Source organism: Legionella shakespearei DSM 23087, assembly GCF_000373765.1.
Taxonomy (GTDB): domain Bacteria; phylum Pseudomonadota; class Gammaproteobacteria; order Legionellales; family Legionellaceae; genus Legionella; species Legionella shakespearei.
The window spans coordinates 1-17,394 of the sequence record NZ_KB892392.1 but is presented as its reverse complement, the minus strand read 5'-3'; the positions used below and the strand labels follow the sequence as shown (position 1 = coordinate 17,394).

Here is a 17,394-nt window from a genome sequence, read left to right as displayed (position 1 = left end):
GAACTGGATACCGCGGACAAGCCGCGGTACGTAGAAAATATGGGCAAACTGTATTATACAACTTTCTCTCACGGTCGCGGCTCGGATTAGCGTCAGCGTACTGCTGGCCACGAACAGATTGGAACAAATATTTACTAATTAGTAAAATTAATGTACAATAGAACGCTTTAATTGCCCTGGGATGACTATGCCTCAATTTAATCTTCTTACTGAGCAGGAACAATTTGTTAAAGATGCTTCTCAGCAACCCTGGTTAGCAGACGTTAATCTAACACAATTAACCGTTGCACAAATCATTCAGCTAAGAAAAGAATATGGCCTGAAAAAATTCATTCCACTGATTCCTCTGATCACCTTTTTAAAACTTAATATAACTCTTCCTGACGCAGAACAATTAAACGCTGAAGATTTCGATACATACATGCAACACTTCGCATTTAATGATCATATGCGTTCTATGCTCACCCACCGCTTTCACCCACCAGTTGATGAAAGTATTGAAGGCGATATATACAATCAGAACGCGTTCAGGGCGCGCTCTATTGTTGAAGAAATGAGTAACTCCCTTGATGCACACCCAAGCCAGATTGATTGCACCATAGAAGATGGTTTTTATGAAATCCGTGAAACCGATGGGCAAGGTATGTCGCCTGAAATTTTATTCACCAAATACCTGCTCCCCAAAGAAACAACCAAAACCGATTCCGCCAAACAAATTGGTCGCTTTGGCATTGGCAGCTTTTTAAAACTCGCTCATTTAAAAGATGAGCACGATAAAATTGTTATCGAAACGAGAAAACAGGGACATAAAGGCTGCCGTATTGAATTTCGCCGTATTAAGGGTGAAATCAGCGTGACCATGGAAGAAGACAATAACATTCCTCTGGGCACAGTCACCAGGGTGAGTTCCAGTGATGTGAAAAAACATGAATTTGAACAGATGTTAACCGAACATTTGGCAGAAGATCTTGATGTGCCCGTCCACATCAATGGCCAAAAAATTCAACCGCAGCATAAAGAAAACAAAACCGTTATTTACATAGGCGGTATCGCAATAGCCAAAATCATTCATCCAGCAGAGAGTTTTAGCCAAAATGTCTCTTGGGAATTCCCTCGAACAACCAACATTTCTGAAGCCAGGAACAGAGTAATATTAGACAATCAGGAAATAAGGGATAAAATTGTTGCGCTAATCCGGAAAATTGACAGCATGCCCCATCCTCAATGGGTGGCTTATGCCAACAGTATTGCCCCACTGGTCAAAGAGTTACAGGCCAGTAATGCTTCGTTAAAAGCAGAAGACAACGTATTTGAAACATTAATCAATACGGTGAACCAGCGTCTTTATGACTGCCAATACGTTCCTGACGTTGAGCCTTATCGCCAATTGGCAGCCAATCAGGTCTTACGCTTGCATCCCCTGATAACTCCAAATAACTGGCTAAAAACGGTGGCACAGGTAGCCCCAGAATTTTCAGGGAAATCAAAACTCTATGTGGCTCATCTTCTTAACAGCCAGGAAAAACCTTATCTGGTTGATCCTGAAAAAGACTGTGTTTTTGTCGATGCCGAGTTTTACGAGCGCTTAAAAGCAGAAAATAATCTGGCCATGCTGGAATTGCTGTTTCAATACCCTCCCGGCGAACTCTCAATCACCTTAAGGAATGAGAGCGAGGAACTCGTCCATGATGACCAAATGATTGAAGAGCACCTGTCTTCGGTACACTACAAACCTCAGGTTTTAGCCAATCCCTTGCATCCATTGTATCAACAACATGGGGTATTGCAGCTTTACGGTGATGAAGCCACGCAAAACATTTTAGATAGCCACCCTCAGGCTATGAGCATCCTGATGAAAGCCCAAACCCTTGTAGCAACCTCCCCTGCTTTAGAGTATTCAGATGGCTACAGCGACCATAGTGTTGGTGATCTCCTGCTTCAGTTCAGATTTCAGGGGAAACATTTTTACTACTCATTCGCCACAAACAACAGAGGCTTATTTGACGATAAATTTCAGAAATTACATCATCCCCAATGGGATTTGTTAGTGGCTAAAATCAAACACGTTTATTCTGCTAATATTTATAATCGTGATGAAGCAGTAACGAGGTTACCCGAAGTAGAAATCGAGTTGACAAAGTCAGACGTATTGTGTGTTCGCGATTCAAAAACCCAAAAATATAACCTTGTTAATGGCTTGGGAGAGCTGATTAAAGAGGGATATTGGGAAGTTGAAAAAATCAACGCGTCACTCTGTTTACTTAAAAGCCGAAACAACATCCAGATATATAATTCCAATACCCAATCTTTTGACACGATTTATGCAGAAGAGTGCACATTACTCAGTAAAAGCCCTTGCCTCTTGCTTTGTAAAAAACGTGATTCAGGTACAAAAATTTATGATGTCGAAAAGAGACAATATACAGCTCAAGACACGTTCATACATAAGCAGAACGGATTAATCATCCTGCTTAATAAATCCAATTACTATTCATCATATAAAAATATCCAGATTATTGATCCTGAACATTCTGGCTCTCAAATAATAGAAAAAGCGTTGGGGCAAATACCGATAGATTCTATACAAAAGATAGATTGTCGCGTTATCGACAGCATGTACTACATTTCCATTCTTGATAAAAAAGGAAAAGTACATTTGGTGGTGGCCCACAAAGACCAGGATGAAATAATGTACTATAGCCCCCAACATACTTTTGCCTATCCTGTACGTGGCATTACGATACAAGGCGTGAATAATGAAGCGGCTCAATACGTACAATTAATTCCTGCTGACTTGACCACGACAGACGTTCTACAAACGTCTCAGGGATATCTTAGACATAGAGGCGCCCATCCTGCAAGGCGGGAATCGGATAATGTTGAAATTACAGAACGCAATAAAGACATGCCCGTTCTTCTGGAAACGACTGATGGCCTCGTTCTTTTTGATCCCGAGGTACAGCAATTTGTTTCATTAAATCTGGCATGGCCTTATGATGATATTGGCTCCATTTACAAAAAAGGGGCTTATTATCTCATTGAAAATTCAAAGCTGCCGAAAAAAAATGAAGGTTGGTCCCCAGTTACTTATAAAACTCTGGTCGACACGCAAGGCCGTATGCTGTATGAAGGTTATGATTTTTCAATATATTCATCAACCTGTCAGGGCGATTTTTTCGCTGTAGATGGTATTTTATTTGATAGAAACAACAAGCAACTTATCAGAAAGAAAGCAAAATTTATTTCATTTTACGAGGAAGATGATCAGGTGTTCTTTGTTATTGACTATGATAATGGTGACAATGAATTAATTAATGGTGATGGACTGGTAATAAAAAAGGAGGAGTGGTTATCGATAGCGGAGCAAAAACCATCCTACGTATACTTATTCTCCTCTGAAGGAAATAAATTAATTACCCCCTATGCTCATATACCACATGGAAAAGTAAAGCCCTCCAACAATGCTCATTCTGCGGTTGATGATTTAGTGGCCATGTCTAAAGAAAAATCAAATCTTTTATTGACCGATCGCGGCTACCCTTTTTATAAAAAATTCATTCCTGAATACCACGATTTTTTGCGTCATACTGTTTTAAAAGCAAGACCGCATGAAGGGTTCCCCAAAGGGGCGGTGTTATCAGCACTAACTGAAGAGCAACTGAACTCGCCAGAAGTAATGAGAAAACTGGCTTGGTTAAACCAGCAGAATCTCGATTTTGACCACTATTCCCAATGCTTGCGCCTCATTGACTTACCTCTTGAGCACCTGAGCTTAATGCTTCCTTATATTAACTACTTTCATTACACTCCCTCAGCTCATTTACTACCCGAATATCGCAGCATCATTCATTTTGCAGATGGGCTAAGTCCTCGGGACCAGGAGTTAATCTTCAAAACCTTTGATCTGCTCTGCTATGTATTGCATGAAACAGATCAGTCAGGAATAGCGCAAAAGTTAATTGATGTGATCAACCACTACGGCCTCAATGAACTGGAACAATTGCACCAGTCCTTAAGCAAGCAACAAACAAAACTGGCCGCATGTTATGGGGATTTTGCCCAATCCAAGCCCTATCTCGATGCCATGCCCAATACAGCAGGCCAAATGGCTTATTATTTGCTGTTCCCAGCGGATCAATTATTGGCTGAAAATAATCCACTTCCTGCACTTGAAGAGTCTCAGGCACAAAGCGTCTCATTGACAGACTTTATGATGGCTTATCAATTTGACAGTACGATTTTGCACTTGTTAGCCCAATCCCCTCAGGAATTCCTGCAAAAAACCCAATCCTTTGGCGCTTATGGCAAAAAAGCCCATTTTCAACGTTTGCTACAACATGCCATTTATCACCAGGCAGATCCAAATCAGCATTTATATGAGCGCGAATTACTGCAAAATGCTCTTGATGCTTACTCTGCTGAACCCGGGCAAGATAGTTCGTCCCAGATTCTTGCCACTCTTTTTCGAGAAGGAAACCATAGCGTATTCAGGCTGGAGGATTTTGGCACAGGCATGAATTTACAGCAGGTGTTCCAGTATTTTTGCTTGCCAGGTGCTTCGACCAAAAGGGCGGATAATCACCAGCATTTTATTGGCGGGCATGGTGTGGGACTCTTTACCATCTACCATAATGCACATTGTGTGCGCCTGAAAACCGGGAAAGGGGATGGCACTTATACCCTTTTTGAATTTACCCCGGTATACGATGCCCAACAGAAAATCATCGACATTCAAATCAAATGGCAACAAAAAGAAGGCATGTTCAAAGGAGTAGCAATTGAACGGGTAGAACAGGGAGAAAACCCAGGGCTTGCTGCCGCACGCCATCAAAGAACTTTTCATGGGCATGGTGCCACTGTTGATGCCAATCAGGCGGTAATCTCACTCAATGGGCAACAGATCAATAAACCATTAACCCCTTTGGCCAGAATCGACATGCCACCTCTGGGGGAAATAAAAGTCTTTAGTTCCATTGAAGATAAAATGACTGTCGCAGGGCTTGCCATGAAATCTATTGGCACTATGGATCATTTTGTTCCCGAAGAAATACGTGCAACAGTACGTCAAAAGGGAATTATTATTGATTTTCCCAAAGCAATGCCATTAAATCGGGAGCGAACTGATTTCACTAATGCTGCTGAAGTCTATGAATTCATTAAACCATTTATAATGCGCGCATACATTGAATCTTATGCACGGCTCATCCTCAGCCAACAGCTACATGTAAATGAATTACCTTATGATTTTTTTGTTTATTTTGACCGATTTATTTACTCATCCAATTTAAGCAATAATCAGGTTGAAGAAGATGCAAAGCGTTTGATGAATAACGAGCCCTTATCTGATTATACACAATATGAATCAGCTGCCCGTTTGCATGCATTGATTGCGTTTTTACCTTTGTTCAAAGATGCACATTCAGAAAAAAAATACTCTTTAGTCGAGCTGGCGCAATACTATAATAAAAATGACACATTGCCATCTCTGAAACATGTTCCCCAATATCTGGAACGCTTTACCAGTCATTATAAAACGGAAATGCAAAACAGGAAAAAACAGGAACGACTGGCTAATGAAAATCAGGTAATTCCAGACAGGGAATGGAGACAAGGACAATATGATCTGCAATCCAATTGGGGATTGCTTGCGGCGATTACTCAAAAAGCGGTTGCTCGCTTAGGCTATCCCGAAGTCAACATTGGATTTTCCACCCAGGCAAATGGCAGTCTGATGTATACTTATCAATCAAGTCGCATCATTTATTGGAATGTTTATGAAGCGGCCAAAGAATTAGGAAAAACCATTTTAACCAGTCTGGAATCTGGCAACGGCAATCTGACTCCTCATGTGCTGGATAAGTTATTAGATGTGGTAAGCCATGAATTGGTTCATGCCCAAAAAGAACGCCCCAATGAACAAACCCATAATCGTACTTTTTATGAGAAACAGCAGCAGTTACTATTGGGGATGACCAAACCGGGCGTAAAACAAGCCTTACTTGATGAAATCAGGCAATTGTATCAAAACCATCCGGATAAAAGTTCTGATTTATCACTGGATCTCTTTAGAAATCAGACTTTAAGAAGAGAAGTTCCACCGGCTTATGACCCTGGATTCTTTTCTGAAGCTCCAGCTCCCAGAAAGGAACGATTACCTGAAACAGAACCTGATAACCTCTCCCTGAGCTTGTAGCCGGAGGGTGGTACTGTCATTAAGTTAACGTGAGTTATGGATAAGAAGCTTGTTTTATCCAGTCGTTACTTCGATGCCGTTCGGGCTGAGGAAGCGCGATAGCGCTGTCTCGAAGCCTTGGCATGGTGCTAAGGCTTCGAGATGAGGCTACCGCCTCTCCTCAGCCCGAACGGCATCGAAGTAACGACTGGCTCAAACAACTTTCTTATACGAAACGTTAAGTTAAGAGGGGTTTATTTAAAATAGGTGTAGCCTTGATGCAGCGATAGCGAAATCAAGGCTACAACAGATTATAACCCCATCTTAATCAAAACCTGATCGGGTGTTACCTTATCTCCTTTCTGGCACAGTATCTCTGATACCACGCCATCAACAGGGGCCTGAATCTCCGTTTCCATTTTCATGGCTTCGAGGACCAATATCGCCTGTCCTTTTTTTACCTTGTCACCGACTTGAACATGAATTGCTATAATCGTGCCTGGAATAGCTACGGTGACATCTCCGGGTTCTGAACGATGCTTTACTGAGGTTAGTGACTGATGCTCCTCGCCTTCAGAACGATAGACCACTACTTCTTCGGGCACACCATCAACCCATAGAAAACAGGATTGTTGGCCATGCTCTGCTGTTCCAAATCCTGCTACTTTGATATTATAATTTTCGCCGTGAAGAGTAATATCAAACTCTGATAAAGCCGAATTATCCGCCACGGCTGATGGGGTGAGTAAGGGTTCAGGAACCAGGCTGTCGTTGTTACGTTGTTCGAGGAACTGGCGCCCTATTTCAGGAAACATGGCATAAATTAGAACGTCTTCATCATTTAAAGCCAAACCATCAATTTCCTTGCGCAATTGTTTTAACTCATGGGGCAACAAATCAGCCGGCCTGACATCGATTGCATCAGTGCGGCCAATAGCCTTTTTACGCAGGCTTGGGCTTATTTTACCTGGAGCTGCTCCGTACTTGCCCTGACAATAGAGCTTCACTTCATTGGTTATTGTTTTGTAACGCTCCCCGGTTAGCACGTTAATAACAGCCTGTGTTCCAACCACTTGTGAGGTGGGCGTCACTAAAGGCGGGTAGCCCAAATCTTTGCGCACGCGGGGAATTTCCATATGAACGTCATCAATTTTGTCCAAGGCATTTTGTTCTTTTAACTGGTTATATAAGTTCGATATCATGCCGCCAGGAACCTGATAAAGCTGTACTCTGGGATCGGTATCTCGCGCTTCACTTTCAAACTGGGCGTATTTCTTACGAACCATTTTAAAATAGTCGTCTATTTCCAATAACAGGTTTAAATCCAGTCCCGTATCATAAACTGTACCCGCTAAAGCCGCGACCAAAGCTTCCGTTGGCGGATGTGATGCCCCCCCAGAAAATGAAGAAATAGCCGTATCAATATGGTTGCATCCCGCAAGCACTGCCTCGTAATGGCAAACACTGGCCAAACCAGAGGTGGCGTGGCTGTGCAGGTGGATTGGCAGGCCAGTGGTGTCTGATAGTCCCTGAAACAATTCTACCGTAGCTGTGGGCGTGAGCAAGCCAGCCATGTCTTTAATGGCTATGCTGTCGCAGCCCATCTCGGCAAGTGAGGTACCCAAGTCGAGAAAATTCTGTAAGGTATGCACGGGGCTGGTGGTGTAGCAAATCGTTCCCTGAGCATGTTTTTTATGCGCTTTTACTGCCTCTATTGCTACTTTCAGATTACGTGGATCATTTAAAGCATCAAAAATACGAAATACATCAACACCATTATTGGCTGCTAATGTCACAAAGGCTTTGACCACATCATCAGCATAATGCCTGTACCCTAACAGGTTTTGCCCTCGCAGCAGCATGGATAATTGCGTATTAGGCAAGGCATGGCGCAGTAAACGCAGCCTTGACCAGGGATCTTCTTTTAAAAAACGTAAACAGGAATCAAAAGTTGCCCCACCCCAGACTTCCATAGCCCAAAACCCGACTTCGTCCATTTGTTTGCAGGCAGGCAACATGTCTTCTGTGCGCATACGCGTTGCAATCAGGCATTGGTGCGCATCCCTCAAAGTCACATCCGTTATATTCGTCTTAGCCATGAATCAATTCCTGTTTCATTTATCTAAAAAACAATAGCACAAAGTATGTTGCGTAGCACCATCTGATGCGACATATCATTCAACCCTTTTCACGTAGTCCTGAGCGCGTCTTTTTGCGCGAAGGATCTCCTGAAAGCTGGCAGGGCGTGTAGCCCGGTCTGCTTGCAGCCGGGATCAAAGTGGCACCATGCCGCTTTGGGGAGATCCTTCGCGCAAAAAGACGCGCTCAGGACGACGTAGATCGGGGAATAGTAAAGAGGTTTAGAAGAGACCGACCTACACGTCAAATCTTGAAGCTAACGTGCGGAGATCTTGCCGATATCCTCGAAGATATATAGACATGTTCTTAAAGATAAGGCAAAATCAGCAAAAATGAGACTACACTGAAGTCTAATGAAAAAAATTCTTGCCTTGAATGGGCCCAATTTAAACCTTTTAGGTACTCGTGAACCTTCTGTTTATGGTTCTGTTACTTTAGATCAGATAAATGCTGATTTGACCCATGCTGCCCAAAAAGCAGGTTTTGCGTTAACCTGTTTTCAAAGCAATTCTGAAGGCGATTTAATTCAAGCCATTCATCAGGCCAGGAACGATAAAGTGGATTATATTATCTTTAATCCCGCCGCTTACACCCATACCAGCATTGCACTGCGCGATGCGCTTACCGCTGTAGCAATACCGTTTATTGAAGTACATCTCAGTAATATTTATTCCCGAGAAACTTTTCGCCACCATTCCTATTTTTCTGATATTGCCAAAGGTGTTATCAGCGGGTTCGGTGCTCAAGGTTATCTCCTGGCGTTAACCTCAATTATTAAAGAATTTAAGTAGAGAGAATCAACAATGGATATCCGAAAAATTAGAAAACTCATTGAATTGCTGGAAGAAACCGGCATTTCTGAAATTGAAATCAAAGAAGGCGAAGAGTCACTAAGATTAAGCCGTCATAGCAGTGCTCCCGTAGAAGCACCGCAGCAAATTCGCTATATTTCCCCACAACCGCAACAACAGCAACCTGTAGCGGCTCCTGCTCCAACGCCAATACATCCATCCCACAGTGAAAGCAAACCTGTACCCGCTTCTAACGGACACAAAGTTCGTTCACCCATGGTTGGAACGATGTACACATCCCCATCGCCAGAAACGCCCCCCTTTGTCTCTATAGGTCAGGCAGTCAAAGTTGGCGATACCTTATGTATTGTTGAAGCAATGAAAATGTTTAATGAAATTGAAGCCGATCGTGCGGGTAAAATCGTAGAAATATTAGTGAAAAACGGGGATCCTGTTGAGTACGACCAGGCCTTGTTTATTATAGAATAGAGAGACATGTCCATGCTCAGTAAAATAGTTATCGCGAATCGAGGCGAAATTGCCTTGCGTATATTACGCGCCTGTAAAGAACTAGGCATACAGACTGTCGCAGTCCATTCTGATGTAGATAAAGACCTGTTGCATGTTCGTCTTGCCGATGAAACCGTATGTATAGGCCCTGCACCAGCTCAAAAAAGTTATCTGAATATTCCGGCGATTATTTCAGCCGCAGAAATTACCGATGCTGTAGCGATTCATCCTGGCTACGGATTTTTATCTGAAAATGCTGACTTTGCCGACATCGTCGAGCAAAGTGGCTTTCGCTTTATCGGCCCCAGAGGCGATACCATTCGTCTCATGGGTGACAAAGTATCAGCCATTGCAGCCATGAAACTGGCTGGCGTACCTTGTGTACCGGGTTCTGATGGCCCCTTAGGCGATGATGATGCGGTGAATCTGGAGATGGGTCGAAAAATTGGTTTTCCAGTCATCATTAAAGCGGCTGGTGGCGGTGGTGGACGAGGCATGCGGGTAGTCCACAGCGAATCCAATCTGTTAAGTGCCATAGCACTCACACGCAGTGAAGCCAAGGCAGCCTTTAACAACCCCACTGTATACATGGAAAAATTTCTTGAAAATCCACGACATGTAGAGTTTCAGGTACTAGGTGATGGAAAAGGCAACGCCATCCATTTGGGTGAGCGTGATTGCTCCATGCAAAGGCGTCATCAAAAAGTAGTTGAAGAAGCACCTGCCCCAGGGATTACCCCGGAATTAAGAAAAGAAATTGGCGATTCAGTAATTAATGCATGCAAAAAACTGGAATACCGCGGCGCAGGAACTTTTGAGTTTTTATACCAGGATGGCTGTTTTTATTTTATCGAGATGAATACCCGTATTCAGGTTGAGCATCCCGTTACAGAAATGATAACCGGTATTGATTTGATTAAAGAACAAATCAAAATTGCCAGCGATATTCCTATGACCTTAACTCAGGATGATATTAAACTTCGTGGACATGCCATTGAATGCCGAATCAACGCGGAAGATGCCAAAACATTCATGCCGTCTCCAGGAACTATAAAATTGCTGCACCAGCCTGGCGGTCCAGGAGTGCGTTTTGACTCCCATATTTACAGCAGTTATACCGTGCCACCTAATTATGACTCAATGATAGGTAAACTCATCAGTTATGGCGCAACTCGTGCTGAAGCGATTGGCAGAATGCGTAATGCCCTTGATGAAATAATCATTGATGGCATTAAAACCAATATTGAATTGCATCAACGCATCCTTCATGACAAATCCTTCATAGAAGGCGGCACCAACATTCATTATTTAGAAAAAATGCTGAAGGAATAATATGGTGTGGTTTCAATTAAAAATAGAGCATTGTCCAACAGCCGATGTAGAGGAAATCAGTGAAGAACTGGAAGAGTCAGGTGCATTATCCATTATGCTTACTGACAAAAATGATAATCCCGTTCTTGAACCAGAACCGGGCACTACTCCTTTATGGCCTGAAATAATCATTCATGCCCTATATGCTCAGGCAGAAGAAGCGCAAGCGGCAAGAGAGTTGTTATCAAGTACCCGACCTAAACTGCTTTGCAGCCTGGATGCCCTGCCTGATAAAGACTGGGAAAGAGCCTGTATGGACGATTTCAAACCGCAACGTTTTGGCAAGCGTCTCTGGATTTGCCCTACCTGGCAAAGCCCTCCAGACCCTGATGCAGTCAACCTGATTCTCGATCCTGGCCTGGCATTCGGTACGGGTACCCACCCAACTACAGCCTTGTGTTTAACATGGTTGGAGCAAGCGGATTTACACAACAAATCCGTCATTGATTATGGCTGTGGCTCAGGAATACTGTCTCTGGCGGCTTTAAAACTGGGTGCCAGGCACGTTCATGCTGTAGACATAGACAATCAGGCTCTACAGGCAACCCATAATAATGCGGTATCCAATGCAATTAATGAGCAGCAATTGTCTGTAGGTTTTCCTGAAGCCTTACAGGATCCTGTTGATTTAATTATTGCCAATATCTTGCTCGCTCCTTTAATCAGTTTAAAAGATCGCTTTCATCAATTGCTTCATCCCGGCTGTCATCTGATAGTATCCGGTTTGTTATCCGAACAGGCAAACCAATTGATAGAGGCTTATGACTCTTTCTTTGAAGTAGTTCGCACAGAACACATGGATGGCTGGGCTTTATTGGTTTTTGCCAAAAGCGCTTGATAAATGCACCACTACAGGTAGGATTAAAATGGCCAAAAAACAGATTTATTCTTCATTCCAGCCACGCAGAGCATTACTCAGTGTATCTGATAAACGCGGCATAGTTGAGCTTGCACAGGTTCTGCATCTCAACGAGATAGAGTTAATCGCCACAGGAAATACCGCGGCCTTGTTAAGAGAACATAACCTGCCTGTCACCGATGTCAGTGAATGCACCGGTTTTCCGGAAATGATGGACGGCAGAGTCAAAACATTACATCCAGCCATTCATGCAGGCCTGCTGGCACGCGGTGAACAAGACAGGCAGAGCCTGGAAGAGCACAATATAAAGCCTATTGAGCTACTGATCGTCAATTTATACCCCTTTGAACAGGTCATCAGCCGACCCGATTGTGATTTTAACAAGGCCATAGAAAACATTGATATTGGTGGCCCTACCATGGTACGCGCAGCGGCTAAAAACCATGCCCATACCTTTGTAGTAGTAACACCTGACGACTATGCTGAACTGATTGAATGTCTACAGACTAAAAAAGCGCCATCGCATTGGGGCTTTACTCTGGCGAAAAAAGCATTTGCCCATACGGCAGCTTATGATGCAGCCATAGCCAATTATCTGACGACTTTGGATGCTGATTGTACTCCAAGTGGTTTTCCTGATGTGCTTACCTGTCAATTTAATAAAATCAGTGACTTACGCTATGGTGAAAATCCACATCAGCAAGCCATATTTTATGCCGATAAGAATGCAGCAACGGGTTCTTTAGGTGCAGCAACACTGCTTCAGGGCAAACAGTTATCTTACAATAATATACTGGATGCTGATGCGGCTCTTGATTGTGTTAAATCGTTTCCGGCCGATCAAGCCATTTGCGTTATTATCAAACATGCCAATCCCTGCGGGATTGCCATCAGTAATAACATCCATAATGCTTATTTACGGGCTTTCCAATCGGATCCGCAATCAGCCTATGGAGGTATTATTGCCTTTAATCAAACCCTGGATAAAGAGACGGCCAAAGCTATTCTTGAAAAGCAGTTTGTCGAGGTCATAGTAGCTCCGGAAGTCAGCGAAGAAGCTAAAAAAGTACTGGCTGCCAAAGAAAACGTTCGTGTCCTTGCTACTGGCTTTTGGAACCAGGAAAATGCATTCCGGCTTAATATGAAAAAGGTTGATGGTGGTCTATTGGTACAGGAACATGATTCCTTGTCTTTAGTAAACTGCGAACTGCAGACCGTCACTAAAAATAAAGCCTCTGCACAACAAATGCAGGATTTAATGTTTGCCTGGCTTGCAGCCAAGCACGTGAAATCAAACGCTATAGTATATGCTAAAGATGGAGCTACTATTGGTATAGGCGGCGGCCAGACAAGCAGGGTGATGAGTGCACGAATCGGGCTTTGGCAAGCGGAGCAAATGGGTTTTAATCCGCAAGGCAGCGTTATGGCATCGGATGCGTTTATTCCCTTCCCTGACACTGTAGAAATCGCAGCAGAAGCAGGAATTAGCGCTATAATCCAGCCCGGAGGCTCAATCAGAGACGATCAAATCATAGCCTGTGCCGAAGAGCATGGCATAATCATGGTCTTCACCGGCATACGTCATTTTAAACATTAAAGCTAAATCTGCCTTGACTACCTTGAACAAAGAGCGGTATATAACGTATCATCTTTTATTAAATTACAGTCAGTGCTGATGCAATAAATGAAGCACAATTGATTTGGAGCTACCCATGATAGCTGAGCATTATCCGGCTTCGCTTGTCAGCCGCCTTGCCATATCGGAATCGAATCTGGTTCCGCAAGGATACTATCGCTCAAAACTCTTTATTGCTCCTTTTTCTACCAACACTCTGGTTGCGGCAGCAGGCCCTTTATTATCACTATTGGAAAGGCTTTGCCTAAGCCCTACCCTGCCCCCTATTGAACATATCAGAGAAAATATAGAACATGAGTTACGGGCATTTCATAGTAAGCTGGATGCTTCGAAATATCCTCTGGATCTTATCAGCATTGCTCATTATCTGATGTCAGCAACCATTGATGAAATTCTCGGGAAAAGCTATTTGCGCGTCTATAATATAGCCGCTGAATTTAAATCCTTTACCCCATTGACCCATGACGGTGCGCAACCGCAACAACGTTTTTTTGAAATATTAAATTACATTAAAGAACGGCCTAATCAATTTCTTGATTTAATTGAACTGGTTTACTTTTGCCTTATTGCCGGATTTGAAGGAGAATACCATCTTAAGGCGGATGGACGTCAGGTCTTGGATAATACGATTGAAGATTTGTACCAGATTATTCAACAATACCGTTTCAATAAACCACAACGCTTATTTAATGAAAACCCCATACCCAAAACCGTTAAAAGAAATTACCGGGCCTCCATAATTGCAGCAGTAGCAGCAGTAAGCCTGATCGCTCTGGCATTCTTGACCAGCCAGATTTTACTGGAAAATAAAGCAAAAACGGTTTTATTTGGACACACCCAACTTGCCATGCTGGATAACTAATGGATAACTCGTTACGTGCATTATCTGATGCCATAAAAAAAATACTTTCCCAATTAAAACCCCAGGTTAACCAATTATCCTTCATAGTGATTACTGGTAAAAACGAACAGGGGAAATCGGCACTGCTAAAACAAAGTACTATGGAAGAAATGCCGGTATTTAGTGAGCAGCATGCAAAAATATATTTTAACCAACAAGGCATTATTGTCGAGCTGGGTGAAAGCTGGCTTACCAACAGTAAAACCTTATTACAAAATACCTTAAAACAATTAAATCGTTGCAACCGTTACCTTAAAATTACAGGCTTGATTTTATGTGTTGACGTCAATGATCTATTAATCGCAGAGCCTGCCCAGTTTGCAGAAAGTAAAAAATCCCATTTGCAATTGCTGGAAAAATTTGGAGTGAATCTGGGGTATCAGGTTGAACTGGCGCTGATCTTTACAAAAATGGATACGCTGGCTGGGTTCACTGAATTTTATCAAATGGAACATGCCTCTGATTTATCCAAACCCTTAGGGTTCTCTTTGGATTGCCTCAACCAGGTGCGCAAAAAAGTTGAAACGTATTCCCAACAATTTAATCAACTGGTTGAATTGCTTGCCCAGCAAGTGATCACCAAAATGCATCCCGTACGTTCTACTATCAAACGCAGCCTGATTCGTGAACTACCTTTGCAATTATCCAGCCTGCGCGCCCCAATACAAGCACTAATACAGGGAATTTCACCCAAATTATTTCAACTTCACTCCCTCTATTTTACCAGTGCCGAACAAGGTGGCGTAAGTATTGATCGTTTGAATAAAAAGATTCAGCATGAATACGCCCTTGTTGTTCAGGATACCTTTCCTCAGGCCACCAATTACCGCGCGTACTTTGTTGAAGGCGCTCTGAAAACAATTCAAGAACAATGCAGCCAGGCACCTCAAACCAGGAAATTTTCCCAAAAACCCATTATTGCAGCCGCTGCCAGCATTGCAGGTATTACCCTACTGGTCATGAGCTACAATCATTACAAAACAGCGCATCTGCTTGATGATGCCAGTAAAGAATTACTTGCCTATGATACCTTAAACTCTCAAGGTAATAATGGCGCACAAGCCTTGTACCATCTGTCTAAAGCAGCAAATGACATGGATCATATAGCCACTAACTCCATCTCTTTGCCAACGGTACATCAACTTAAGTTAAATCTGCATAATAATACCCAGCAACGGCTGGAAGGGGAGTTTTTACCCGCCTTGACCAATGATCTGGAAGAAGAAATCACTAATCCCGGTAATACACCTATCGTGCGTTATAAAGCATTAAAGATTTACTTGATGCTGGCACAACCAGAATTTTTTTCAGCAAATGAAGTCCAGGATTGGTTCAAATACAAATGGCGAGATCAAAAGCCAGGCACCGCCGCGAAACAGCTGGCGTTGTTAAAGAGTACGCTTGCCAAGCCTGTGCATCATGTGCAAACGAAGCAACAAATCATCAGCGATGCCAGAAACTATCTCAATGCTTTGCCAACAAGTTATTTATTTTATTCTATTGCCAAAGAATCGTTCTCTAAAGACAAGCAAAAAATCGCAGTAGAAGGCTTTAATCTGGCAACAGATGAATTACCTGTTTATTATACCAAAGAAGGTTTTAAACAAGTAATGAAAGATATTCCGGCAATCAGCCGCAAGCTGCAGTCAGAAAATTGGGTATTGGCTCGTCAGGATATGGCGCAGTTACAGCATTTGTTAATTCAGTCCTATTGCTTCGATTATGTTACCTGGTGGCAGACGTTCATGAAAAAGTCACAGCCAAGACATTATCAGGACTATCAACAAGGTCGGCAGATTGTCGCTAACTTGCAACAAACGAATGCCATTAACCGGCTTGTCACTTTGGTACAACAGGAAACCAAACCTGATATTACCGATGACAACTCTAATTTCAACCAATTTGTGGCCCATAAATTTACTGATTTGAATTTAATGAGCCTATCCAGTGTCAGAGAATTAAGCCAGAAAATAGGTGAATTAGAGCGCTTTATTTCAACCCTTTCTGTAGTGAATGATGGTGGTAAAACTGCCTTCAATTTGACTCGGGCGCGGTTTATTAATGAAAACTCATCTGATCCGGTGAGTTCCCTGTTTAGCCAATCCCGTCAATTGCCTGAGCCACTGAGTTCATGGGCAAAGCAAATAGCTGGAGATACCTGGGTTATTCTGATCAGGGACAGTCGTCAATATATAAATCAGCAATGGCAACAAACCGTATTCAATGAATTCAGGAATACCATCGCAAAACGCTATCCCTTTGATTCAGCACAAGAGCAAGAAATACAAATAGCCGATTTCAACCGTTTCTTTGCAACTCATGGTGTACTAAATACTTTTTCGGAGCAATACATTAAACCATTCCTTGATACATCCAGTGCTGAATGGAAACCGAAAGCCGTCAACGATTTTGTACTGCCTATTTCTTCTGAGACTATGGATGAAATCATCAGGGCTAACATTATCACTAACATGTTTTTCCCCGATCATGGTGATGAGTGCAAGATAGATTTCAGTTTACAAAAAATCAGTCTTGACCCTGTGGTAGCCAATCTGAATCTGGAAATTGGAGCAACCAAATTAACCGATAACCAAGGCAGTGAATCATTTACGCGCTTCACATGGCCACAGAATAATGCAAAACTGGCTTTAGACTCTATTGAAGGAAACCACTATGAACTGGCCGAGCAAGGTATCTGGGCCATATTCAAGCTCTTGGAAAAGGTCAATGTATTGGTTGATGAACAAGACAGTTCCAGCCTGCAAATCCTGTTTGAAGTAAACAGCAATTCAGGACGCTATTTGTTAAAAACAAACAATCAGGTCAATCCCTTCACGCCAGGCATATTGAATGGCTTTACGTTGAATGAAGTGGTGGTGTAGTAGTAGCCCGTATTAGGCGCCAGCCGTAATACGGGAGAGAAGTGGCAATCAACTCATTCCCGTATTACGGCTTCGCCTAATACGGGCTACAAAACTGTGCCATTCCCAGATCCACGTCGTCCTGAGCGCGTCT

9 protein-coding genes are annotated in these 17,394 nt (G+C 42.8%); 8 read left to right on the top strand and 1 reads right to left on the bottom strand.

The window, feature by feature from the left end; translation table 11 throughout:
• Positions 1 to 187: 187 nt before the first annotated feature.
• Entirely contained in the window at positions 188 to 6,193 is a 6,006-nt protein-coding gene (locus B094_RS0105480; RefSeq protein WP_018576799.1) for an ATP-binding protein, read from the top strand.
• Positions 6,194 to 6,483: 290 nt separating this feature from the next.
• Here B094_RS0105480 and oadA read toward each other — a convergent pair whose 3' ends face one another.
• Positions 6,484 to 8,271 (bottom strand): sodium-extruding oxaloacetate decarboxylase subunit alpha, encoded by a 1,788-nt coding sequence (gene oadA, locus B094_RS0105475; RefSeq protein ID WP_018576798.1) that lies wholly within the window; start codon positions 8,269 to 8,271, stop codon positions 6,484 to 6,486.
• Between the two features lie 393 nt (positions 8,272 to 8,664).
• Between oadA and aroQ the strand changes: the two genes are divergently transcribed.
• The 7 genes from aroQ (at position 8,665) to icmF (ending at position 17,261) form a co-directional block, all read left to right on the top strand.
• Positions 8,665 to 9,102 carry a type II 3-dehydroquinate dehydratase gene (gene aroQ, locus B094_RS0105470; protein ID WP_018576797.1) on the top strand — a complete coding sequence of 146 codons (438 nt, stop codon included), beginning with the start codon at positions 8,665 to 8,667 and terminating at the stop codon, positions 9,100 to 9,102.
• Between the two features lie 12 nt (positions 9,103 to 9,114).
• A complete protein-coding gene (accB, locus tag B094_RS0105465; RefSeq protein ID WP_018576796.1) occupies positions 9,115 to 9,591 on the top strand; it encodes an acetyl-CoA carboxylase biotin carboxyl carrier protein in 477 nt (158 codons plus the stop codon).
• 12 nt (positions 9,592 to 9,603) lie between these two features.
• Positions 9,604 to 10,944, top strand: a complete 1,341-nt coding sequence (gene accC, locus B094_RS0105460; RefSeq protein WP_026253898.1) for an acetyl-CoA carboxylase biotin carboxylase subunit — start codon at positions 9,604 to 9,606, stop codon at positions 10,942 to 10,944.
• Positions 10,945 to 10,948: 4 nt separating this feature from the next.
• On the top strand, positions 10,949 to 11,821 hold the full coding sequence (gene prmA / locus B094_RS0105455) for a 50S ribosomal protein L11 methyltransferase (protein ID WP_026253897.1): 873 nt from the start codon (positions 10,949 to 10,951) through the stop codon (positions 11,819 to 11,821).
• Positions 11,822 to 11,849: 28 nt separating this feature from the next.
• Positions 11,850 to 13,439 carry a bifunctional phosphoribosylaminoimidazolecarboxamide formyltransferase/IMP cyclohydrolase gene (gene purH / locus B094_RS0105450; protein WP_018576793.1) on the top strand — a complete coding sequence of 530 codons (1,590 nt, stop codon included), beginning with the start codon at positions 11,850 to 11,852 and terminating at the stop codon, positions 13,437 to 13,439.
• Positions 13,440 to 13,554: 115 nt separating this feature from the next.
• Positions 13,555 to 14,340 carry a type IVB secretion system protein IcmH/DotU gene (gene icmH / locus B094_RS0105445; protein ID WP_018576792.1) on the top strand — a complete coding sequence of 262 codons (786 nt, stop codon included), beginning with the start codon at positions 13,555 to 13,557 and terminating at the stop codon, positions 14,338 to 14,340.
• Positions 14,340 to 17,261 (top strand): type IVB secretion system protein IcmF, encoded by a 2,922-nt coding sequence (icmF, locus tag B094_RS0105440; protein WP_018576791.1) that lies wholly within the window; start codon positions 14,340 to 14,342, stop codon positions 17,259 to 17,261. The genes icmH and icmF overlap by 1 nt, the downstream gene beginning before the upstream one ends.
• Positions 17,262 to 17,394 lie beyond the last annotated feature (133 nt).

What these genes read in the sequence shown, in the direction of transcription:
- B094_RS0105480 (WP_018576799.1), top strand. Translation starts at nt 188, where the DNA reads ATGCCTCAATTTAATCTTCTTACTGAGCAGGAACAATTTGTTAAAGAT.
- oadA (WP_018576798.1), bottom strand. Translation starts at nt 8,271, where the DNA reads ATGGCTAAGACGAATATAACGGATGTGACTTTGAGGGATGCGCACCAA.
- aroQ (WP_018576797.1), top strand. Translation starts at nt 8,665, where the DNA reads ATGAAAAAAATTCTTGCCTTGAATGGGCCCAATTTAAACCTTTTAGGT.
- accB (WP_018576796.1), top strand. Translation starts at nt 9,115, where the DNA reads ATGGATATCCGAAAAATTAGAAAACTCATTGAATTGCTGGAAGAAACC.
- accC (WP_026253898.1), top strand. Translation starts at nt 9,604, where the DNA reads ATGCTCAGTAAAATAGTTATCGCGAATCGAGGCGAAATTGCCTTGCGT.
- purH (WP_018576793.1), top strand. Translation starts at nt 11,850, where the DNA reads ATGGCCAAAAAACAGATTTATTCTTCATTCCAGCCACGCAGAGCATTA.
- icmH (WP_018576792.1), top strand. Translation starts at nt 13,555, where the DNA reads ATGATAGCTGAGCATTATCCGGCTTCGCTTGTCAGCCGCCTTGCCATA.
- icmF (WP_018576791.1), top strand. Translation starts at nt 14,340, where the DNA reads ATGGATAACTCGTTACGTGCATTATCTGATGCCATAAAAAAAATACTT.